Here is a 23880-nt window from a genome sequence, read left to right as displayed (position 1 = left end):
CGCTACTTATTTTGTCCATTGAATTTTAAAATTTATATGCTCAGGAACATCAATATCTAGTTGCCTAATACTTGCTTGATTAAATAAATAAGTGGGAGGTTTTTGTAGTTGAGACTCAATACTTTCTGGGGTTACTTTATCTATGAGAATTTGAGCTGCCATCTCTCCTGACATATAGCCTAATTGATAAAAATCAGCTACAACGCCAAAAGTTGCTCCTTGTTCAATACCTTTTTTATTGGCACTTAAAATTGGAATTTTATGGGCTAAAGAAAGCTCAATTAATGCTTCTTCACCACCGCTTTGAATCAAGGTGTCTGTCGTGGTAACAAATACCTCAACAGTATCGACTAGCGCTAATGCTTTGGCTTTTAAGTCATCAATATCTGTCGCTTCAACATCTATTGCTTTGATACCTTTTCGTTTGAACAAGCGATATAAATTGGCAGACTGTATTTTAGAGTTTGGCTCACCTTTTCTATGGAAAATGGCGACTTGTTTCGTTTCAGGGAGCACGCTAAGGAGTAATTTAATGGCATGGCTTAATGATACATAATTACTGGTACCAACCAAATTATTGCCTGAATACTCAAATGACTCAATGAGTCCAGAATCTGCAGGATATGTGACAATAGAAAATACTAAGGGCGTTGTCACAGGCATGACTTCCTTTACAATGGTGGTGCCTGGAGTGGTAAGGGTAAATACTAGGTCGACATTTTGTGCTTTAAATCCTTCAGCAACTTTTCTTTGTAAGCTTTTATCTGTGCCAATATCACCCTCAATAAAGTTAACTTTTTCTCCGGCATTGAGTCCATTTTTTGCTAAAGCATCTTTAAAGCCTTGTACACATTTTGGGTAGCCGGACCAAACGGCTAAACCAATGTTGTATTGCTGTGATGAGACTTGAAAGCAAATTAAAATAGAAAGCGATAAAATAAGCTGTTTTAGATAGGTATTTTTTTTCATAAGGTAAGTTACCACTTGATTAAGTACTCTACGCCCATGGCGATATTATTTACATCTGAGCGTCGGTATTCATTTACACGAAATTCAGTAATAAGAAAGAAATTTTCAATAAGTCGGTAACCTAGCTGTACTTCACCAACCATAGGGCTACTTGGATAGCTATCGGGTAAGCTTTCATTAAAGGTATGGTCAATAAATCCAGCTAAATAGAGGCGGTTATCTAGCATATAAGGAAATGTCATCCTAAAAACATGCTCCATTTGCCAGATATCTTCAGGAGCATTATCAAACTGCTTAACATGGAAGTTAATAGACCAGCTTAAATTGATAGCTTTAAATGCACTGTTAAAAAATTCTGTATCATTGATGCGCCATCGAAAGCCTACTCTATGTCTGTCGTTATCATCTCCTGAGCGAAAATTCATTTGTAGAGTCAGATCAATGGGTGAGTCCTCGCTTACCTGCCAACGTATATTTTGTTCGGTATAGAAAGTATTTATTTCGGTTAGTGCACTTTCATCCCCCTCGTTACCAAAATTAGTGAGAGAAAAGTAAGAAAATCGGTTTGCTAATTTTGCTGCAACATTGAAAGTGATGGTGTTGTCACTATCCACATCAGATAAATAGGGGTAGAGATTGATATCTATAAAGCCCCCTGCAGTATTTTTAACTACTGCATGGGCTTGAGTACAACTCATAATAATGAGTAGTAATATCAGTAATTTCATGTTCTTCCATGTTCATCGAATTAGGTTGTTTCAATAAATATAGTAGAAATAACTAGAGAACGTTGATCTTTGTGGGGCAAAATTTGTTCAAATTAAGCGTGTTTTAATCGAGGCGCAGTGATTGAGGTATATTAACTTTATATAAATGAGCGCTAACAAAGAGCAAATCAGCTTTAAAATAATCTGAAAACACTAATCAATAGCTGAAGAAGCTTTAGATGCCGCCATGATTATTTTATTTCTGAGCCACTTATGAGCAGGGTCTTTATCAACATTGACATGCCAATATAAATGAACATCAAGAGCGGGCAATTCTACGGGAATTTGATGGATTTCAAGATCTAGCATTTGCGCATACATAGTTGCCGCAATTTTGGGCAAAGTAAGTAACATGTCATTGTTAGCGATGATTTTACCAGCCGATAACGCGTGTTGGCACCTTAATGCTATTTTACGATGTAACCCGATACGAGATAGTTCGAAATCTTCAAGTCCGGGGCCGCTAGAGCGTGTAGATACTAAGATGTGACTTAAACTGAGGTAGGTATCTAAATCTAATTTTTTTTCAGTAATAGCCGGATGGTTTTTTCTTGCCAGAACAACATGTTGATCTTTATCTAACTGGGTATGAGCGATGTTATCACTAACAGGTACTAGCGTATCTAACGCCATATCGATATCACCACTGGCTAATTTATTTTCTAATTCGCTACGCCTTACCCGACGGTTACTTTTTAAACTTATGTGAGGAGATTCTTTAATAAGGCTGTCCATAAACAGCGGCAAATAGGTTGGCTCTAATGAGCCCACAACCGATAAAGTAAACTCTTTTCGAGAGGTCATCGGCTCAAATTGTTGTGATTGCAGCAAACATACGCGTAATTGATGCAAGGCTTCTCTAACATCACCAATAACATTTTTAGCCACCGCTGTAGGCCTCATTTCGTTGCCTTGGCGAATAAAGAGTTGGTCATCAAAATGCTTACGTAATTTAGCTAATGCATGACTAACGGCAGGTTGGGATAAATGCAATGTTAAGGCTGCCTTGGTGATATTCCCTTCACAATAAATGGCATCAAAAACAATAAATAAGTTTAAATCTACTTTCATATATCCCTCGATCAATCAATACACTATTTAATTTAAGAATAGTTGGGTATTAGAACTATTCATTTGTTTAATTTAGTTATTAAACTTAGCATAGTCAACATAAATTAGATCAGGTAATTAACAATTAAGCGTATCGCACAAAGAGCAAAGGGCTCAGAGAACTTATATGGCCGCTATATATTTAATTAGACATGGGCAAGCATCGTTTGGTAAGGCTGATTATGATCAACTATCTGAGCTAGGTAGTAAGCAGTCCAAAGTACTTGGTGAACACTGGCAGTGTGAACTGTCACCTAGTAAAGCTTATGCCGGGGATTTATTAAGGCATGGGCAAACCTTAGAGCATTTTACCGAAGGGTTGAAAAACAATAATACCCCGGTGGTCATTCATTCTGGTATGAATGAATTTAATCATGTTGATATCTTACAAAAATATAATGCAGATTGGTCTAACTTTGCACAAATGAGTGCTGAAATTAATCAACTAGATGAGCCGAATAAAACTTTTCAAAAAGAATTTTCTTTAGCATTAAATCGCTGGGTATCAGGTGAATTTGATGAAGAATACCAAGAAAGTTGGTCGCAGTTTAAATTACGTTGTATACGTGCTTTGCAAGATATCATTCTGGATGAGCTATTAAAAGAACGACATGATAAAAACGCGAATTCGAAAGTATCACCAGATATTTTAGTGTTTACCTCAGGGGGAACCATTTCAGTTATTTTACAACATGTGCTGCAACTGAGTGATGAACAAACATTAAAAGTAAATCAACAACTACGCAATACCAGTGTCAGTAAATTACTGTTTTCTCAAGATAACATTAGTGTAGATTACTTTAATAATTACAATCATTTAACACGTAAAGGTAGCGATTGGGTAACCTTTAGATAATCCGTTTGGTTTATTGCCAAACACAAACGATTTTAGATAGGAACTTAGCATGAATAACAGTAATTTATTTGATTTAAGTGGCAGAGTGGCATTAGTAACGGGCGCTAGTCGAGGTATCGGCGAAAGTATCGCTAAGCTTTTAGCTGACTATGGTGCTCATGTGATTGTTTCTAGTAGAAAAATAGATGGCTGTCAGGCTGTCGTTGACAGTATTGTTGCCGCAGGTGGTAGTGCACAAGCTATTGCTTGTCATATTGGTGAAATGGAGCAAATTGAAGCTACCTTTGCAGCCATTGAAGAGCAACACGGTAAGCTCGATATTCTAGTCAATAACGCGGCAGCCAATCCTTATTTTGGCCATATTATGGATACCGACTTATCGGCGTTTCAAAAGACAGTTGATGTCAATATCCGCGGTTACTTTTTCATGTCTAGCCAAGGGGCTAAATTAATGAAAAATAGTGGCGGTGGTTCAATTATTAACGTTGCGTCAATCAATGGCGTTATTCCCGGTGATTTTCAAGGTATTTATTCAATTACCAAGGCCGCGGTTATTTCAATGACTAAGGCTTTTGCTAAAGAATGTGCGCCATTTAATATCCGCGCCAACGCACTTTTACCTGGCGGTACTGATACAAAATTTGCTTCAACCTTGGTAAATAACCCTAAAATTTTAGAGCAACTTATGCATCATGTTCCAATGAAACGTGTTGCTCAGCCTGATGAAATGGCAGGTACCGTTTTATACTTAGCGTCAGACGCTTCAAGTTACACCACAGGTACTGCAATTAATGTCGATGGTGGCTTCTTAATTGGATAAAACCAAATAAGTCATCACGCAATACATAAATAAAATAGATAACGAGGAAATCACATGAGTAGTAACCCAGCTGAAAAATTGTTTCAGTCATTTTCAACCGGCGGTCTAACATTAAAAAACCGTACGGTTATGGCCCCAATGACACGTACTTTTTCGCCAAACTACATTCCCACTCAAGACGTGGCACAGTATTACCGTAAACGAGCAGAAGGTAACGTTGGTTTAATTATTACCGAAGGTACGTTTATCAATCATAAAGCGGCTAATGGCTACGAACGTGTACCGGCTATTTTTGGTGAAGAAGCCTTAGCGGGTTGGAAAAATGTGGTTGATGAAGTGCATGCTGCAGGCGGTAAAATTGCACCACAACTTTGGCATGTTGGCTCAGTAAGAAAAGAAGGCATAGGGCCCGATGAATCGGTTCCTGCACATAGTCCATCAGGTTTGTATAAGCCGGGCGCTGAAAATGGCGTTGCCATGACGCAGGCTGATATTGATGAAGTGGTCGCCTCTTTTGCTCAAGCAGCACTCGATTCAAAAAACATCGGCTTTGATGCTATTGAAGTACATGGCGCTCACGGTTACCTAGTTGATCAGTTTTTCTGGGAAGGCACTAACCAACGTACTGATGGCTACGGCGGCTCTCTAGAAAACCGCAGTCGCTTTGCCGTTGAAATTGTCAAAGCAATCCGTGCAGCGGTAGGTGAAGATTTCCCGATTATTTTTAGATTTTCTCAATGGAAGCAGCAAGACTACACCGCTCAGCTTTGCAAAACCCCAGAAGAATTAACAACATTTTTAAGCTTATTAACTGACGCTGGCGTTGATATTTTCCATGCCAGTACTCGCCGCTTTTGGAGCCCTGAATTTGAAGGCTCAGATCTTAACCTTGCCGGTTGGACTAAGAAAATCACCAATAAACCTGTGATTACAGTGGGTAGTGTTGGCTTAGACAGTGACTTTACTGGCGAAGGACAAAAAGACTTATCTGGCACCTCAAATCCAACAAGCATTGATGGTTTATTAGCGCGTTTAAATAATGATGAATTTGATTTAGTCGCTATTGGTCGCGCGCTATTAGTTGACTCGCAATGGGTAAATAAGATTCGCGATAACAAAGAAGATGAGATTTCACCATTTAATAAAGAAGCATTAATGAAGTTAAGCTAAATCGCTTTGTTAACACTTTACCCAGTAGGCAATTGAAACGCATAACGTTATTAAAGGATACCCCATGAATTTTGAATACAGTGACAAGGTTAAAGAGCTGATAAATCGTGTAACTTCATTTATGGAAGAGCATGTTTACCCTAATGAAGATGCGATGCATGAGCAGGTAGCATTAGAGCCTTGGTCAACACCGCCGTTGATGGAAGAGCTAAAAGCGAAAGCAAAAGCGCAAGGTTTATGGAATTTATTTTTACCGGTTGCTTACGGAAAATATAGTGCTGGTTTGACGAATCTTGAGTATGCACCTTTAGCCGAAATTATGGGTAAAGTGATGTGGGCGCCAGAAGTTTTCAATTGCGCTGCGCCTGATACAGGTAATATGGAAGTTTTAGCCAAATATGGTAATGAAGCACAAAAGAAAAAATGGTTAGAGCCTTTATTAGAAGGAAAAATTCGTTCTGCATTTGCCATGACCGAGCCAGAAGTAGCCTCAAGTGACGCCACTAATATTGAATTACGTATTGAGCGTGATGGTGATGAATATGTCATTAATGGTCGAAAATTCTACATCAGTGGTGCCTGTCGTAAACAATGTGAAATCATGATCGTGATGGGTAAAACCGACCCTGACAATGAAAACCGTTATATTCAGCAGTCACAAGTGTTAGTACCAATGAATACTCCTGGAGTCACTAAAGTAAGACCAATGAAAGTATTTGGCTATGAAGATGCACCAGAAGGCCATGCAGAAGTCACTTTTGAAAATGTCCGCGTGCCTGTTGAGAATATTATTGTTGGAGAAGGCAAAGGTTTTGAAATTGCTCAAGGTCGTTTAGGACCTGGGCGTATTCATCACTGTATGCGTTCAATAGGAGTTGCACAACGCGCGTTAGATTTAATGTGTAAACGTGTAAATGAACGCATTGTTTTTGGTCGTCCTATGATCAAACAACAATCTATTCGTGAAGATATCGCTAAATCTGTGTGCCAGATTGAACAAGCACGATTAATGACACTAAAAGCAGCCCAAAAAATGGATGCTGAAGGTAACAAAGCAGCAAAAGATTTGATTGCCATGATTAAAATTGTTGCGCCAAGTATGTCACTTGATGTGATTGATCGCGCAATACAATGCCACGGTGCCCTAGGAGTAAGCCAAGATACATTTTTGGCTCATGCCTATGCAGGGCAAAGGACACTGAGGTTAGCTGATGGTCCCGATCAAGTACATATGATGCAATTAGGTCGTGATTACGCTAAACGTATCGCGAGTTAACAAGGGTTATGTATTTGCTGCATTAAGCGGTACATTAAACTTAACAGTAATTAAATGAGAATGAGCAATGTCATCAACATTACCGATTAATATCGAGGCATTAACCCGCTACCTTGAAGCTAATGTCGTTAGTTTTCAAGGGCCGATGACGCTAGTTAAATTTCCCGGTGGTCAATCTAATCCAACGTTTAAGGTAACCGCACAATCGGGCACTTATGTATTACGAAAACAGCCGCCGGGAAAATTATTAAAGTCAGCCCATGCAGTTGATCGCGAATATAAAGTACTTAAAGCACTAGAAAATAGTGATGTGCCAGTCGCCAAGGTTTATCACCTTTGTGAAGATATAAATATCATCGGCTCAATGTTCTATTTGATGGAGTTTTGTGATGGCGCCGTGTACTGGAGTGCCTCGCTTGGCGATGTTGAAAGCAATGAATATCGCAGTCAAATGTATGATGCCATGAACAAAACCCTTGTTGCACTACATAGTGTTGATGTCAACGCTGTGGGATTAAGTGATTATGGTAAAGCAGGCAGCTATTTCGAAAGGCAACTTGCTCGCTGGACCAGCCAATATCAAGCAACTGAGTTACAAAAAATTTCAGCGATGGATGAATTATCCCATTGGCTGGCAGAGCATTTACCTGATGATGATGGCCGTGTGTGTTTAGTGCATGGTGATTTTAGATTAGATAACATGATGTTTGCTAAAAACAAACCTGAAATCATAGCCCTACTTGATTGGGAGCTGTCCACTTTAGGTCACCCCTTTGCCGATTTAGCTTATCAATGTATGCAATTACGTATGCCTTCAGACATGGAAAGTGTTGATGGTTTAAAAGATATTGACCGCGCTAGTTTAGGCATACCCACCGAAGCCGAATATGTCGCCAGTTATTGCCAACACATGGGAATAAACGGAATAGCTAATTGGACATTTTACTTAGCTTTTAGTTTCTATCGACTTGCTGCTATAGCACAAGGCGTGGCTAAACGAGCTCATGAAGGTAATGCATCAAATAACAATGCCAAGAAAGTCGGTGCCTATGTCGAGCCATTAGCGAAAATGGCATTGAAAATGATTGATGAAGAGTAGTTAAGCTTAGCTTACCTGTGAGCATAAAATAACAATAATGTAGAGGAACATCCCATGGATTCAATGTTAGATTTTACTGGCAAAGTTGCCGTTATTACTGGTGCAGCGCAAGGCTTTGGCAAACTATTAGCACAAGAGTTAGCCCAGCGTGGGGCTAAATTAGTGATCAGTGATATTAATGAATCAGCGGTTCACCAAGTGGCTGACGATATTGCCGCAAAAGGTGGCGAAGTATATGCACTGAAATGCGATGTCGCCAAGAATGAAGATTGTAAGTCCATGGTTGATATTGCAGTAAAACACTTCGATCGTGTTGACATTGGCGTCAATAATGCCGGAGTTGCTCATGGTTTCATTCCCTTACATCAAATTGATGAATCTTTAATGGACAATCAATTTGCCGTTAATGTTAAAGGGGTGCAATTTGGTATGAGTCATCAAATCGAGCAAATGTTAAAGCAGGCAGGTGGCACAATATTAAATGTTAGCTCTATGGCTGGCCTTGGTGGCGCTTCGCAAGTAGGGGCCTACTCAATGGCAAAGCATGCAGTGATTGGCCTAACTAAAACCGGCGCGGTTGAATATGGTCGTCATAATATCCGTATCAATGCTATCTGTCCTTTCTTTACGCTAACACAAATGGTCACTGATGTAGCTGATGACACGATGCAAGCCAAAATGAGTAAAGCCGTACCGATGAAACGCCTTGCTGAGCCAAAAGAAATCGTGGCGATGATGTTAATGATGTTATCACCTCAAAACACCTATCTCACCGGACAATGTATCGCTATCGATGGCGGAGTTTCAGCTGCGTAACCGTGAGTTTATTGTAAAACACCAAATTTAATACCCAGAAAAATTAGAAAATAGGAAGTAGTATGTCGGCACCATTAATGAATGAACGCGATCTTGAGTTTATGTTGTATGAACTTTTTGATAGTGAAGCTCTTATTCAAAGAGAGCGATATCAAGATCACGATCGCCACACCTTTAATGAAGTGATTAATACCGCTAAAGCTATTGCAGAAAAGCACTTTCTACCAATACGTCAGAAATTAGATACCCATCAACCAACCTTTGATGGCAAACAAGTTCATCTTATACCTGAGCTAAAACCGGCTATTAATGCCGTGATAGAGTCAGGTATTAGCTCGGCTGTTGCAGATTACGACTTATCAGGTATGCAGTTACCACCCATAGTGGCAAGCGCTGCAAACTCCTATCTTACCGTCGCAGGCGGTGTTGGCCTTGGTTACAACATGCTCACCAATGCCAATGCTAACTTATTGCAAGCTCATGGCAGTGATGAGTTAATTGAAAAATGGGTAAAACCTATGCGCGAAGGTCGCTTTATGGGCACCATGGCAATGACAGAGCCCGGCAGCGGCTCAGGATTAGGGGATTTATCCACAAAAGCGATTAAAGATGCTGAAGGTAATTATCGACTTACTGGAAATAAAATATTTATCTCTGGAGGGGATCACGATTTAAGTGAAAATATTGTTCACTTGGTTTTGGCGCGAGTACAAGGCGCACCAAAAGGCACTAAAGGCATTTCATTGTTTGTCGTGCCTAAATTTTTAGTGGATGACGATGGCGTTATTGGTGAAGACAACGAAGTTGCACTTGCTGGTCTGTTTCATAAAATGGGCGGTCGAGCACAAACATCAACAGCGTTAAGTTTTGGTGAAAAAAATGGCTCTATTGGTTACTTGGTTGGTGAAGAAAATCAAGGGCTAAAATACATGTTCCATATGATGAACGAAGCGCGGATTATGGTGGGGACTGGAGGGGCGGTTATCGCCGTAGCGGGTTATCAATACTCATTAGATTATGCGAAAAATCGTCCTCAGGGACGCTTGCCTTCGTGTAAAGATCCACTCTCACCTATGGTGAATATTATTGAGCATGCCGATGTTCGCCGTATGTTGTTGGCACAAAAAGCTTATGCCGAAGGTGCACTATCGTTAGTCTTATATGGCTCTCAATTAAGTGACGATGAAAAAACTTTACCGACGGCAGAGGAGCGTCAACACGCACATACCTTGTTGGACTTTTTAACCCCTATTATCAAAAGCTGGCCGTCAGAGTATGGCCCCAAAGCCAATGATTTCGCTATTCAAGTGTTAGGGGGGCATGGTTATATTAACGAACACCCTGTTGAGATGTTTTATCGTGATAATCGTTTAAATCCTATTCACGAAGGGACAACAGGTATTCAATCGTTAGATTTGCTGACCCGTAAAGTACCGATGAATAACATGCAAGGCTACAGTGCGACGCTAAAAGAAATTATTAAAACCATTGCTGAGGCTAAACAGCATAAAGATCTCGCTGAATACGTTGAGCAGTTAAGTAATGCCATTGAGATATTAAAATTGACTACTGATAATGTTTTAACAGCAATGTCGACTAAGAATATTGATTTAGCGTTAGCGAATTCAGTGAAATATCTAGAGCTATTTGGCCATGTCATTATGTCTTGGTTGTGGTTAAAACAAGGTATTGTCGCAACACGTGCCTTAGCTAAAGCACCACATCAAGAAGATGTAAACTTTTATCAAGGTAAGTTACAAGCGCTGCAATATTTTTATCGCTTTGAATTGCCAAAAATTGACCATTGGTCAGCTTTATTAACCTCAGCAGATGATACCAGTTACACCATGCAAGCGGACTGGTTTTAGTTACAAACCTAGCTACATCCCTTATTTCTGTTGAGGGTATGTGAAAGTATAAGTTAGCATTTTAGCAAGCTAAAATTCAAGCATCAGCCATTTTATGGTTGGTGCTTTTTTGTTGGTTATGTCAGCTGAATTACTTCCTTGTACTATTCGTTTTGTAAATAGTAAGGTATCAAAACTATTCATTTGTTTAATTTTTGAGGTCGGATTAGCATAGATTATCGCGTAATTAAGTCCAAGCAAACGAGGGAAGTATGCCTACTAAAATTAATAAAAAGAGTATTGCTGATTATGTTGGTTTTCAAGCTGAGCCGACTCAATGGCATCAAATTGCTCAAGAACAAATTAATCAATTTGCTGACTGTACACTCGATCATCAATTTATCCATGTCGATGAAGAAAGAGCAAAAGAGACACCTTTTGGTAGCACTATTGCTCATGGTTTTTTATCGCTGTCAATGCTGTCTCACTTCGCTGAAGAATTTAGCGTCATCATTGATGGCTTTTATATGGGACTTAATGCCGGTTTCGACAAAATTAGATTCTTACAACCTGTTACCGTCAATAGCCGTATCAGAGCGCATGCTAAAACACTGTCTATTGAAGAAAAGAAACCGGGGCAATATCGCTTATGCACCGAAGTGACCATAGAAATTGAAGGCAGTGATACACCGGCATTAGTTGCCGAGTGGGTATCGGTGCAAATGGTGAAGTAGTAACTGCGTTAATCGTTAATTTAATGAATGCAGAAGCACACAGTTAAACAAGTAAATAATCATAGCATTGAAGGATAGAAAAATGACCATAAGTTTTGCAGGTAAAGTCGCCATAGTTACAGGTGCTGGTAATGGTTTAGGGCGCTCTCATGCGTTGGAATTGGCAAGACGTGGCGCAAAAGTTGTCGTCAATGATTTAGGCGGTGCCCGTGATGGTAGTGGTGCTTCTAGCGAAGCATCAAAAGAAGTCGTGCGTTTAATTGAAGAAATGGGCGGAGAAGCCATCAGTCATGGCGCAAATGTCGCCAATTTCGACGAAGTTCAACACATGGTTCAACAAACCATGGATAAATGGGGCCGTGTTGACATTCTCATCAATAATGCCGGCATTTTACGTGATAAATCATTCGCTAAAATGTCTATCGACGACTTTAAATTGGTGATGGATGTGCATGTTATGGGCACAGTGAATTGTACCAAAGCCGTTTGGGACATAATGCGAGAGCAAAACTATGGTCGCATCGTGATGACCACTTCATCAAGTGGTATGTATGGCAACTTTGGTCAATCAAACTATGGTGCTGCAAAAATGGCGGTATTAGGTTTGATGAATACTCTAGTGCTTGAAGGGGCTAAAAATAATATCTTTATTAACGCGCTAGCGCCTACTGCCGGTACTAGAATGACCGAAGATTTAATGCCAGAAGAAATTGTTAAAGCGTTCGCACCCGAAGCAGTTACTGCCGGAATGTTAACTCTATGTGATGACGATGCCCCTAATCGTTTTATTCTATGTGCCGGTGCTGGCGGCTATTCAAGTGCTAGCCTTTTTGAAACTGATGGTTGTTTTATTCCTCAAGCCGAACAGAGCCCAGAAGCTGTGCGTGAAAATTGGCAAGAGCTAACCGCATTAGAAAACCAAAGAACCTTGCCTTCAGGCGACAAGCAAGGTGAAAAATTTATCATGAAGGCGATGGCGTTCATGAAAGGACAACAGTAATAACATCCCCATTTTAAGGTATAGGAATTTATCATGACAGAAGCCGTAATAGTATCAGCCGCACGAACACCGATTGGCAAAGCCTACAGAGGCGCCTTTAATGACTTATCTGCACCCACTTTAGCTGCTGTGGCCGTAAAAGCCGCAGTAGAAAGAGCAGGCATTGATGTTAACGAAATTGAAGATTGTATTTTTGGCGCTGCGTTAACACAGGGTAATCAGGGCATGAACTTTGGTCGTCAAGTAGCCATGGCCGCAGAGCTGCCGGTTTCAGTGCCAGGTATGACAATTGATCGTCAATGTTCTTCTGGTTTAATGTCAATTGCCAGTGCCGCCAAACATATCATCTGTGACGGCGCTAAGGTCGTTGTTGCTGGTGGTTGCGATTCAATTAGTTTGGTACAAAACGACAAAATGAATATGCACCGCGCTGTTGATCAAAGTGTTAAAGCGTATCGTCCAGCGATTTATATGCCTATGCTAGATACCGCTGAAATAGTCGCCAATCGTTATGAGGTTTCACGTGAAGCACAAGATGCTTACGCATTAAAGTCTCAACAACGAACAGCAGCAGCACAAGAGGCAGGAAAGTTTGATGATGAGATTGTACCGGTATCTTGTACTAAGCTTGTGATGGACAAAGCCACAGGTGAAGTGAGCAAAGAGTCTGTTACTTTAAGCAAAGATGAAGGTAATCGTCCATCGACAAATATAGAAGGCTTATCTGGCTTAAACGCCGTTAAAGAAGGTGGCAGTATAACCGGTGGTAATGCTTCGCAATTATCTGACGGTGCCGCCGCGGTTGTGGTGATGGATCGTGAGCTTGCTAAAGAAAGAGGTTTAGCGCCATTAGGAGTATATCGAGGCTTAGTTGTAGCAGGTTGTGAGCCTGATGAAATGGGTATTGGTCCCATTTATGCTATTCCTAAATTGCTTGAACGCCATGGTTTGACCATGGACGATATTGGCTTATGGGAAATTAATGAAGCCTTTGCCGTACAAGTACTCTATTGCGCGGACAAACTCGGTATTCCTGAAGATAAGCTCAATGTTAATGGCGGCGCCATTTCAATTGGTCACCCTTATGGAATGAGTGGTGCTCGAATGGTAATGCATGCTTTAATGGAAGGTAAGCGTCGTGGCGTTAAATATGTAGTTATTAGTATGTGTATTGGCGGTGGCCAAGGCGCTGCAGGCTTGTTTGAAGTGTTATAAAAAAGAGTAAAAATAAATAGTAGAAAGAAATAATAATAAGAAAAACAGCTAGCTGAACGGCTAGCTGTTTTGCCGTTAAAATGAGGACAGTATGATGGAAAAAATTTGGCTAGAAAAAAGTTATCCACCCGGGGTTAATTTTGAAATAGATGCAGATAAATATAATTCATTGGCAGAGTTATTTATTAAATATACGTCAATGTATAAAGAAAATACTGCCTTCATTAATATGGGGAAAAGCATTACTTATCAGGAGCTAGCACAACAAGCAACTGACTTTGCAGCCTACTTGCAGCAAGACTTAGGATTAGTTAAAGGTGATAAATTCGCCATTATGATCCCTAATACTTTGCAATATCCTATCGCACTTTTTGGCGCACTATTGGCGGGCATTACCGTCGTTAATGTTAATCCACTTTATACTGCACGTGAATTACAACACCAGTTAAAAGATTCAAAAGCTAAAGCTATTCTAATTCTTGAAAACTTTGCTCATGTATTAGAGTCTGTCATCGGGCAAACTGAAGTGAAGCATGTCGTTACCACAGGTGTTGGTGATCGCTTAGGTACAGTGAAAGGTACCTTAATTAATAGCGTTCTAAGATACGTGAAAAAACAAGTGCCAGCGTACAATTTACCTAACGCAGTAAAATTTAATCAAGCCCTAGCTAAAGGCAGTAAGCAAACCTTTGAGTCGGTAGATATCACCGGACAAGATTTAGCCTTTTTGCAATATACCGGCGGAACAACGGGGCCTTCTAAAGGCGCGATGCTTACTCATAGAAATATGATTGCCAATTTGATGCAGTCTAATGAAATGACCCGACATGTATTTGAGCCCGGCAAAGAAATCATGGTAACGGCATTACCGCTTTATCATGTTTATGCGCTTACCTCTAATTGCTTATGTTTTCTCGCTTACGGTGGTACTAATTTATTAATCACCAACCCAAGAGATATGGTGGGTTTTGTTAAAGAAATCTCAAAATATCCTTTTACGGCAATCACAGGTGTAAACACCTTATTTAACGCCTTACTGCATACTCCAGGTTTCGACAAACTTGATTTTAGCGCTTTAAAATTAGGTTTTGGTGGCGGCATGTCTGTACAGCGACCGGTGGCAGAGCTTTGGGAAAAAATTACCGGTGTCCGTTTACTTGAAGGTTATGGCCTTACTGAATGTGCTCCTTTAGTTACCATGAATCCTTATAACCAAGCTAGTTATGATGGCACTATCGGGGTTCCAGCTTCTTCAACCGACATTCGTTTACTTGATGATGTTGGTGCAGAAGTCGCAATAGGTGAGCCCGGAGAAATGTGGGTAAAAGGCCCGCAAGTGATGAAAGGTTATTACAACCAACTAGAAGCAACGGCGAAAGTTCTCAAAGATGGTTGGTTGGCAACGGGTGATATTGCCACCATGGATGATAAAGGCTTATTTAGAATTGTAGATCGTAAAAAAGACATGATTATCGTCTCTGGCTTTAATGTATTCCCTAATGAAATTGAAGAAGTGTTAGTGATGCACGATGGCATACTTGAAGCTGCAGCTGTGGCAGCGCCAAGTGACGCGACGGGCGAAATGGTCAAAGTATTTATTGTTCGTAAAAACCCTGACTTAGTTGAGCAAGATGTGTTTGACCATTGTCATGACCTACTGACTAACTACAAACGCCCTAAAGTTGTCGAGTTTTTGGATGAATTACCGAAAACTAATGTCGGTAAAGTGCTACGTAAAGAACTGCGCTAATACTAAGCCTAGTTGAACGTTATGTTAGAAATATATGCAGGTAACACAGCGCTTAAAACGATTGAAGAGCAAGGATTCACTCCCAGCTTATTTAGCTCATTTTTAGGCGCCAGTGGTGGGCCTAAATGGTTTACCTTATATGGTCTAGATAAATACCTCTTCGGTGAGTTTTTTAAGGACAGAGACCAACCACTGCACGTGGTTGGCTCAAGTGTTGGCGCTTTTCGCGCCGCATGTTTCGCGCAAAAAGACCCTGTTGCAGCCATTAATCGTTTAGCAAAAGAATACTGCGCAACTGTGTATTCAGAGCAAGTCAAACCAGCTGAAGTGACTGAAAAAGCAAGGTTGTTGCTAGACACTTTAGTCACTGATAATGACATTGCCGACATAATCAACAACCCAATATATAAAGCACATTTTATCGTTGCTAAAAGTAATGGCTCAGTCAGTAGTGAAAACAAGCTGATACAGGCATGCGGTTTAGTGAAGAGTATGCTGCTCAATTATATTGACCGTTCACTGTTAAAAAAACAGTATGAACGTTATGTTTTTCAAACTAAAGACAGTCAATTTTTGTTAAGTGATCCTGATAATATTCCAACGAATAACATCACGTTTTCAGCCGATAACGTCAGAGAAGCATTGCTCGCTTCTGGGGCAATCCCTATGGTTATGCAAGGCATACAAGATATTGTCGGTTGTCCAAAAGGTATGTATCGAGATGGCGGTATCATTGACTATCATTTTGATTTTGAAATCAAAACTCGCGGCTTAACTCTTTATCCACATTTTAGCTCAACGCTCAAAGCCGGTTGGTTTGATAAAAAACTAGCGAGAAAAGTACGTACCGAGCATTACGATAAAACAGTGCTTATTTGTCCATCGCAACAGTTTATTGACTCACTACCCTATGGAAAAATCCCTGATCGCAGTGATTTTACCATCTTAAAAGCAGAACAAAGATCACAGTATTGGCAACGAGTTTGTTATGAAAGCGAAAAACTAGCTCAGCAATTTCAAACTTTTTATCAACAACAAGATATCGGAAAAATAAAAAATATCAGTCAGTTACTGGAAAATTAATCGGTAACTATCACTTATGCCTCGGCATAATCAAATTCACATAAATAGAGTAACAATTATGAGTACCTATACCGCAATAAATTTAGTCGCCCGTCCAGAAGGAGGTCCTGTATCTCCTAAATTATTTGAAGTGCTTCAAAAAGCCATGCCTAACGTAGGCGAGGGTGAATTCTTAGTAAAACAAAATCATATGTCACTTGACCCTGCCATGTTTGGTTGGATGAGTCCTGACACCGAAAGTTATATTCCTCCTGTAGAGCTTGGTGCTGTGATGCGTAGCTCTGGTATTGGTGAAATTGTTGAAAGTAATCACCCAGACTTTGCTGTTGGTGATCGCGTAATGGGCATGATGGGTTGGCAAGAATACTTTTTGAGTAATGGTGAAGGCTTAAATAAAGTAACAGCTCCTTTACCTGATGAAGCCGTGTTATCGGTATTTGCCTTGCCCGGATTAACCGCAACGCAAGGGCTATACAGCATAGGGAAACCTCAAAAAGGTGAAACGCTTGTAGTATCAGGTGCAGCAGGCTCTGTTGGCTCTATTGTGGGTCAACTAGCCAAAGCGGATGGCTTAACGGTTATTGGTGTTGTCGGAAGCGATGAAAAAGCAGACTGGATTGTTAATGAATTAGGGTTTGATGGCGCCATTAATTATAAAACGGATGATTTAGCAGCGAAATTAGCCGAGCTAACCCCAAACGGTGTCGATGTTTATTTTGAAAATACCGGTGGTCCAATTCAGCATCATGTATTTGCCCGAATGAATGCCCATGGGCGTATTGCGGTATGTGGTTTAATTGCTGATTACCCAAAAGCAGAGCCTGATTTAGCGCCAAATTGGATCCCTATTATTAAAAAGCGTTTAACCGTACAAGGTTTTACTATGCCCGATCACTTTGGTGATGTGCCTAAACTGCTAGAAAAACTGACTCCTTATGTGATGAAAGGGCAAATCAAGCACAGAGCACATGTATTAGAAGGGCTTGAATCAGCCATGACAGGTTTGAATCTATTTTTTACTGGCCAAAATAAAGGCAAGTTAATCGTTAAAATTTAACCTGAAATTATCATTTCGTTGAGAGAGCTTATGAATACCTATTTAAAATCAATTAATGCTGCACTGGTGGCAGCAAGCTTGTGTTGTTTAGCGGCTTTGCCTGTTAGCGCACAAAACGTCAGTGAAGAAGAAGGTCAAACTATTGCGGCTGCCCCTGAAGCAGAAAGTACCGCAGTTATTGTTGATGAAAGTACGTTTTCATGTATCAGAGACATGACACCCGTGCGTCATTTTTATGTGGATAACGTCCTTGGCGATATTGATGAAACCTTAGCTGTTGCCAATAACCCAGAAGGAGGTATTTACCCTGAAGGCTCAGTGGTTCAGCTAGTGCCAACAGAAGTCATGGTTAAGCGTGAAAAAGGTACCTTTCCTGCCACAGGAGATTGGGAGTTTTTCGAGTTAACCGTAGACGAACAGGGTTCAAAAATTGCCAAGCGCGGCTTTGTGGATGTAGTGAATCGATTCGACGGTAATTGCTTTGCTTGCCATGCACCAGCAAGAGAAAAATGGGACTTTGTTTGTGAGTCTGATCATGGCTGCGACCCTATTCCGATTGACCATAAAATGACGGGTGCTCTACAGCGCTCAGACCCACGTTGTGGTGAAGAAGTGTTAGAAGACGGCGATACGATGGCGTTATTCAAATTAAAAGCCATGGTGAGCATCGGTTTAACGAAAAAGTGGCTGGAAGAGTTATTTGAATAAAGCAAATACTTGATGGTGTTTCAACAGTAATTTTCTTGAGCAAGGCGGGTGAGTAGCATGGGTGAAGTAAAAACACATTTTCGAAACTGTAATATTTGCGAGGCCATGTGTGGCTTAGAAATTAAGTATCAAGACAAGCAAATACTTTCTATTAAGGGAGATAAACAAGACCCTTTTAGTAAAGGTTATAACTGCCCTAAAGCTACTGCTTTGCAAGACTTTTATGAAGATAAAGATAGATTAAAAACTCCCATCAAGCGTACCGAAAATGGTTGGGTTGATATTTCTTGGCAAGAGGCATTTACCGAGATTGCTAAAAACCTTACCGCCATTCAGCAGCGCGATGGTAAAAATGCTTTAGCTGTGTATTTGGGTAACCCTAATGCACACAGCTTAGGCAATGCTATGTTTTTAAAACCTTTTATGAAGTCACTTGGTACCATTAATCGTTTTAGCTCTGCATCTACTGATCAAATGCCCCATCATGTTGCTTCAAACTTCATGTTGGGCTCAGGTATGTTAATTCCTGTGCCTGATATTGATCGAACCGATTTTATGCTGATTATTGGCGGTAATCCAGTGGTGTCAAATGGCAGTATGATGACAGCGCCTAATGTTCTTGGACGTATGAAAGCCATTCAAAAGCGAGGGGGAAAAGTGGTGGTGGTTGATCCACGCCGTACCCGCACTGCAAAAATAGCCGATCAGCATTTGTTTATTCGCCCTGAAAAAGATGCTTTGCTATTGTTCGCGTTAATTCATTGTGTGTTTGCAAATAACAAAGTTAACTTACGTCATTTAGCGGATATGGTTGAAGGGCTAAGTGGTGTAGAGCAATATGCTAAAGACTACTCACCTGAAACGGTAGCGCCTTTTATTGGCATTGAAGCTGGCGACATCCGTAATTTGGCAAGCGATATGATGGCGGCTGACTCTGCTGTTTGTTATAGCCGTATGGGAGCTTCTACCCAAACTTTTGGCGGTTTATGTCAATGGCTTACCAATGTATTAAATATTATCACTGGCAACTTTGATCGCGAAGGTGGTGCTATGTTCCCACAGCCCGCGTTTGATTTAGTGAAAAAGAAGCACAGTGCAAAACAATCCCACGCGGCGCCATTAACGTCACGGGTTAGAAAGCTCCCCTTTTTTAACGGTGAATTTCCTGTCGCCACCTTAGCAGAAGAAATATTAACACCGGGTGAAGGGCAAATTAAAAGCTTAATAACGGTGGCGGGTAATCCTGTGTTATCAACCCCCAGTGGTCATAAGTTAGCTGATGCTTTTGATACCCTAGATTATATGGTGTCGGTAGATATTTATCTCAATGAAACCACTAAGCACGCAAATATTATTTTACCCGGTACAACTGGAGTAGAAAATTCACATTTTGATATTTTCTTCAACTCATTTGCCGTACGCAATACCGTAAAATATTCACCACCTTTATTTGAAAAAGACCCTGAACAGCGCAGTGACTGGCAGATATTACAAGCCATCTCCGCTTACATGAAAGATGCACCCATAGAAAAATATACGCCGGAAATGGTGTTAGACATGGAATTGAAAGCCGGCGCTTATGGTGATTCAGGTATGAGTTTGCAAAAGCTTAAAGATAATCCTCATGGTATTGATATTGGCCCATTAATGCCTTGTTTGGCTGAGCGAATAAAAACAGCAGACGGCAAAATAAACTTACTACCACAGTTATACGTAGATGATTTACCAAGATTAAATGCTGTAATGACTCAACCAGCGGTAGATTCTCATTATCCTTTTGACTTAATTGGTCGTCGATTAGTGAAAAGTCACAACACATGGACTCAAAACTCAGATCGGTTAATTAAGGGTAAAAACCCATGTACGTTAGAAGTGCACCCAGACGATGCTCAGCAGCTCAATGTCAAAGGTGGTCAGCAAGTTAAAGTGAGCTCAAAAGATGGGGAAGTGGAGATTGAAGTGGTGATCACCGATGACATTCAACAAGGCGTAGTGAGCATGCCGCAAGGGTGGGGTCATAACCAAAAGGGCACAAAAATGTCGATTGCCGCCACGCAGCCCGGTGTCAGCATTAATGACTTAACTGATGCCAACCGAGTAGACACCTTAACGGGCAATGCCGCGTTAAATGGTACACCGGTTGCTATTCATCCAAGGTAATCACTTAGGGTCTGTTGATTTTTGCATTAACACTGCTGCAAAAAATCAGCAAAGAACAACAGCCGCTAATGTAAGTGCCTAATAATAATTAAATAAGAGCGCATTGATGAAATATTTTACTCCGTTATTAGTGTTTATCGCCGGTTGGTTAGTATTGCTGTTGAGTAATACTTTGGCGTCTATTGGCTTAATCAATGGGCTTTTACAGCTGTTAATGTTTACCTTTGTTGTTTGTTTGCCAACTTGGCGTACCGGCAGAATGTCGTATGTTGATATTGGTTGGCCGTGGGGATTAGCATTAATTGGCATAATCACTTGGTTATACAGCGACGGTAATGCCATTCGTGTCGCTGTTGTTAGCATGGCTTATATTTTTGCCGGTAGTCGAATGGGTTTTGGAGCAATAAAATTGCTGCAACTTGGCCATTTAAATACTGAATTACCTCGCTATGAATATCAAAAACGTCGTTGGCAAAAAGCAGGAAAAACTAACACGGCTTTAGCAATGCAAGTTGAGGCTATTTTACAAGGTTTCGCCAATGCTGCCTTTCTGGCTGCACCGGCACTGATTATTGCGACAAACCCTGATGACAACTTTTCTGTGTTTGAAGTAATCGGTATATTGATCTGGCTTGGCGCGTTTGCAATGGAAAGCGTTGCAGACATGCAAAAGTTATCTTTTTTGAAACAAATGAAAGCACTGGGTGAAAAAAATAAAGTTTGCAATATTGGCTTATGGAAATATAGCCGCCATCCGAACTACTTTGCTGAATGGATGGTATGGAACGGATTAGTGATTGCCTCAATACCATCATGGTTAGCTTTGTATCAGCAAGAATCAATGGTTATCTGGCTTTTACTTGGGGCAAGCTTATTGTTCGCTTCAAGAATCATGTACACCACTTTGGTGTATTACACCGGGGCAGTGCCTGCAGAGTATTATTCTGTACAGAAGCGCCCTGAATATAAGATATATCAGCAGACTACCAATATCTTTTTTCCTGGACCAAATAAATAAACACTATTGAATTTTAACCCGCACAAGTGGGCAATAATTTAATGAAAGTGGTATTAATGCTAACAGAGGATAATATGGAATTTTTACGTACAGATGACAGTTGCTTTACTAACTTACCCGGCTATGATTTTTCACCAAACTATGTCGTTGTTGATGACAGTGAAGGTGGTGAATTACGTGTTCACTATCTTGATGAAGGCCCTAAAGACGCAGCCCCCATTTTATTAATGCATGGTGAGCCTAGTTGGAGCTATTTATACCGGAAAATGATCCCAATTTTAGTACAGGCTGGACATAGAGTGATTGCACCCGACCTTGTTGGTTTTGGCCGCTCAGATAAACCAAGTAAGCGCACTGATTATACTTATCAACGCCATGTGGATTGGATAAAATCGGTTATTAGTCAACTCGAATTAAAAAATATTACCTTGGTATGTCAAGACTGGGGCGGTTTGATAGGTTTACGCTTGGCAGCAGAAGACCAAAATAATTATGCACGTATTGTTGCAGCCAATACCATGCTGCCTACAGGTGATCATGATCCCGGCGATGCCTTTAAACAATGGCAACAATATTCTCAGCAAGTGCCTGAGTTTTCAGCGGGCAATATTATTGATAAGGCTACCACCACAACATTGCCTCAAGCTATTATTTCAGCCTACAACGCACCTTACCCTGAAGAAAAGTACAAAGAAGGTGCTCGTCAATTTCCATTATTAGTGCCTATTACGCCTGATGATCCTGCCGCTGAGAAAAACCGTGCGGCATGGCAAGTGCTGTCGCAGTGGCAAAAGCCATTCCTTACTGCCTTTAGTGATTCAGACCCAATCACTAAAGGCGGAGATAAATTAATGCAGAAACTTATTCCCGGCACAAAAGATCAAAATCACACCATTATCAAAAATGGTGGTCATTTCTTACAAGAAGATCAGGGCGAGCAATTAGCAGAGGTAGTTGTTGAGTTTATTTCAGCGAATGGTGGTTGATGCACAATTTAATGAGGAAAGGTCAGAGCAGGTCAGGGTAAGGGGGAGCTTTGTTATTATTTCATTAAGTTATAGCCCAATGAAGGTTCTTTATAAAAAAGTCTAAACATATACTGTAATTTAATACAGTTGCAGTGGTTTTCCTCTTTTGCGACAGAAAAGAGGATTTTTTCTCGCTCTCGTCATAATAGTACATATGAACTATTTGTAAGGTGTTGTGGATAATAGATAAATAACGTATCTTTAGATTTTAAAATGTAGAAAGCGAGATTTTTTCCTTGTTTAAAGCGAGAAAATTTCCTTCTAATAAGTTGTTAGAAGGCATTCTAGAATGGAGCTCAATTAAATTATGGAAGAAGCTGTTATATCGGGAGTTCGTGATTTTGCTCGTTCAGTGAACTCCGGAAGCAAAGTCGTTTCTGATATGTCTGCACTTATAAGCGCTACATCTTCTTTACCCTTAACTAAATTGGATTACTGGGAAAGGTTAATTCGTAATGAATTTTATAAATCATTAGAAGTAAATGCTCAACCTAAGTGGAAATTCTGGCACCAACCCCAATATTTTTTAACTTGGGTTGATTTATGTAGCTGGGATGGCCATAAACGAGAAAAGGCAATTCGTACGCTATCCAATGCTGCGCCAAACACATTTTTCTTCGCTTTAGTCCTTCGCCGTTTAAATGATTGGGTACCCCAAGTACGAATGGCGGTAAGAGAACACCTACCAAACATCGCTAATCTTTCTAACCCTGAACATGTAGCTGATGGGCTCTGCCTAATTCTATCTAATTGGAATTCGTGGGGGCGAATTGAACAGCAAGATAAGCAGGTGTTGTTAGAAATTATTTCATCTAAACCGATAGCGGATGCTCTAAAAAGAAAGATATTAAATGGAACTTCAGGTCCATTACCAACAATTTTGTCCCAAATTGGACGTGAAGGCACGTTTGATAATGTACTAGAAGACATTGCTTTAAAAGCAGTTCAGCCATCTGTTCGGGCTAAAGCATTTCGATGTTTGTTTGAAGGTGAAATGACGTGGGTTGAAGGTTATAAATGGAAATGGACGGACGTCCGATTTTGTAAAGGCAGAGTAATGCCTGTCATTGGTAAAAGAAAGCTAACTTCGAAAGTTCCATTTATAAATATTTTGCGGCAAGCATCAGATGACCGTTCGTCATTAGTAAGAAGAATTTCCGCTGAATTACTTATTAGAGAATTAGACTCACTGGGAGCTGAAGCTGAAATTCTGGCTAAAAAATTCTCGAAAGATCCATCTTTAAGTGTTTCTGAAAGAGGAGGTTTTGCTTTGAAAAAATTATCAGAAAAAAGTATTGTGTAATAGCCTTCTAACAAGTTGCTTAAAAGGACAAATAACAGTTTGCTGTTTTCGCTCCGCTCAACATTTTAGCAAACAATTTTTTGCCTCTTAGCAA

The 23880-nt window shown here is 40.4% G+C and carries 21 protein-coding genes; 18 read left to right on the top strand and 3 right to left on the bottom strand.

Features of this window, described 5'->3' with window-relative positions:
• Positions 1-6: 6 nt before the first annotated feature.
• The 3 genes from AC27IF_RS18740 to AC27IF_RS18730 all read right to left on the bottom strand — a co-directional run bounded on the left by AC27IF_RS18740 (position 7) and on the right by AC27IF_RS18730 (position 2807).
• Positions 7-969, bottom strand: a complete 963-nt coding sequence (locus AC27IF_RS18740) for an ABC transporter substrate-binding protein (RefSeq protein ID WP_487055876.1) — start codon at positions 967-969, stop codon at positions 7-9.
• 8 nt (positions 970-977) lie between these two features.
• Complete coding sequence (locus AC27IF_RS18735) at positions 978-1697, bottom strand: hypothetical protein (RefSeq protein ID WP_487055875.1); 720 nt, start codon at positions 1695-1697, stop codon at positions 978-980.
• A 192-nt stretch (positions 1698-1889) separates the two neighbouring features.
• Positions 1890-2807, bottom strand: a complete 918-nt coding sequence (locus AC27IF_RS18730; protein ID WP_487055874.1) for a LysR family transcriptional regulator — start codon at positions 2805-2807, stop codon at positions 1890-1892.
• A gap of 166 nt (positions 2808-2973) precedes the next feature.
• On the opposite strand from AC27IF_RS18730, the gene AC27IF_RS18725 reads away from it, so the two are divergent.
• The 18 genes from AC27IF_RS18725 (at position 2974) to AC27IF_RS18640 (ending at position 23786) form a co-directional block, all read left to right on the top strand.
• Positions 2974-3702, top strand: a complete 729-nt coding sequence (locus AC27IF_RS18725; RefSeq protein ID WP_487055873.1) for a histidine phosphatase family protein — start codon at positions 2974-2976, stop codon at positions 3700-3702.
• 49 nt (positions 3703-3751) lie between these two features.
• Complete coding sequence (locus AC27IF_RS18720) at positions 3752-4522, top strand: SDR family oxidoreductase (RefSeq protein ID WP_487055872.1); 771 nt, start codon at positions 3752-3754, stop codon at positions 4520-4522.
• A gap of 54 nt (positions 4523-4576) precedes the next feature.
• A complete protein-coding gene (locus AC27IF_RS18715; protein ID WP_487055871.1) occupies positions 4577-5692 on the top strand; it encodes an NADH:flavin oxidoreductase in 1116 nt (371 codons plus the stop codon).
• 64 nt (positions 5693-5756) lie between these two features.
• A complete protein-coding gene (locus tag AC27IF_RS18710; RefSeq protein ID WP_487055870.1) occupies positions 5757-6968 on the top strand; it encodes an acyl-CoA dehydrogenase family protein in 1212 nt (403 codons plus the stop codon).
• A 67-nt stretch (positions 6969-7035) separates the two neighbouring features.
• On the top strand, positions 7036-8067 hold the full coding sequence (locus AC27IF_RS18705) for a phosphotransferase family protein (RefSeq protein WP_487055869.1): 1032 nt from the start codon (positions 7036-7038) through the stop codon (positions 8065-8067).
• 54 nt (positions 8068-8121) lie between these two features.
• Positions 8122-8883 carry an SDR family NAD(P)-dependent oxidoreductase gene (locus tag AC27IF_RS18700; protein WP_487055868.1) on the top strand — a complete coding sequence of 254 codons (762 nt, stop codon included), beginning with the start codon at positions 8122-8124 and terminating at the stop codon, positions 8881-8883.
• Positions 8884-8945: 62 nt separating this feature from the next.
• Positions 8946-10751 (top strand): acyl-CoA dehydrogenase, encoded by a 1806-nt coding sequence (locus AC27IF_RS18695; RefSeq protein ID WP_487055867.1) that lies wholly within the window; start codon positions 8946-8948, stop codon positions 10749-10751.
• A 251-nt stretch (positions 10752-11002) separates the two neighbouring features.
• A complete protein-coding gene (locus tag AC27IF_RS18690) occupies positions 11003-11464 on the top strand; it encodes a MaoC family dehydratase (protein WP_487055866.1) in 462 nt (153 codons plus the stop codon).
• An 82-nt stretch (positions 11465-11546) separates the two neighbouring features.
• Complete coding sequence (locus AC27IF_RS18685; RefSeq protein ID WP_487055865.1) at positions 11547-12464, top strand: SDR family NAD(P)-dependent oxidoreductase; 918 nt, start codon at positions 11547-11549, stop codon at positions 12462-12464.
• Positions 12465-12497: 33 nt separating this feature from the next.
• On the top strand, positions 12498-13679 hold the full coding sequence (locus tag AC27IF_RS18680) for an acetyl-CoA C-acyltransferase (protein ID WP_487055864.1): 1182 nt from the start codon (positions 12498-12500) through the stop codon (positions 13677-13679).
• A 94-nt stretch (positions 13680-13773) separates the two neighbouring features.
• Entirely contained in the window at positions 13774-15429 is a 1656-nt protein-coding gene (locus tag AC27IF_RS18675) for an AMP-binding protein (RefSeq protein ID WP_487055892.1), read from the top strand.
• Positions 15430-15450: 21 nt separating this feature from the next.
• Entirely contained in the window at positions 15451-16512 is a 1062-nt protein-coding gene (locus AC27IF_RS18670; protein WP_487055863.1) for a patatin-like phospholipase family protein, read from the top strand.
• A 58-nt stretch (positions 16513-16570) separates the two neighbouring features.
• Complete coding sequence (locus tag AC27IF_RS18665; protein ID WP_487055862.1) at positions 16571-17569, top strand: NADP-dependent oxidoreductase; 999 nt, start codon at positions 16571-16573, stop codon at positions 17567-17569.
• Positions 17570-17599: 30 nt separating this feature from the next.
• The gene (locus AC27IF_RS18660; protein ID WP_487055861.1) at positions 17600-18277 is read left to right on the top strand and encodes a cytochrome P460 family protein; all 678 of its coding nucleotides are present in this window, start codon (positions 17600-17602) and stop codon (positions 18275-18277) included.
• A 57-nt stretch (positions 18278-18334) separates the two neighbouring features.
• Positions 18335-20437, top strand: coding sequence for a molybdopterin-dependent oxidoreductase (locus AC27IF_RS18655; protein ID WP_487055860.1), 2103 nt, complete (start codon positions 18335-18337; stop codon positions 20435-20437).
• 106 nt (positions 20438-20543) lie between these two features.
• Positions 20544-21455 (top strand): DUF1295 domain-containing protein, encoded by a 912-nt coding sequence (locus tag AC27IF_RS18650; RefSeq protein ID WP_487055859.1) that lies wholly within the window; start codon positions 20544-20546, stop codon positions 21453-21455.
• Positions 21456-21529: 74 nt separating this feature from the next.
• Positions 21530-22441, top strand: coding sequence for a haloalkane dehalogenase (locus AC27IF_RS18645; RefSeq protein WP_487055891.1), 912 nt, complete (start codon positions 21530-21532; stop codon positions 22439-22441).
• A 424-nt stretch (positions 22442-22865) separates the two neighbouring features.
• The gene (locus tag AC27IF_RS18640; protein WP_487055858.1) at positions 22866-23786 is read left to right on the top strand and encodes a hypothetical protein; all 921 of its coding nucleotides are present in this window, start codon (positions 22866-22868) and stop codon (positions 23784-23786) included.
• The last annotated feature ends 94 nt before the right edge of the window (positions 23787-23880 follow it).

Source organism: Colwellia sp. KS18-150, from assembly GCF_057551365.1.
The sequence above is the reverse complement of the archived record's forward strand: the minus strand, read 5'-3'. Positions and strand labels throughout refer to the sequence as shown.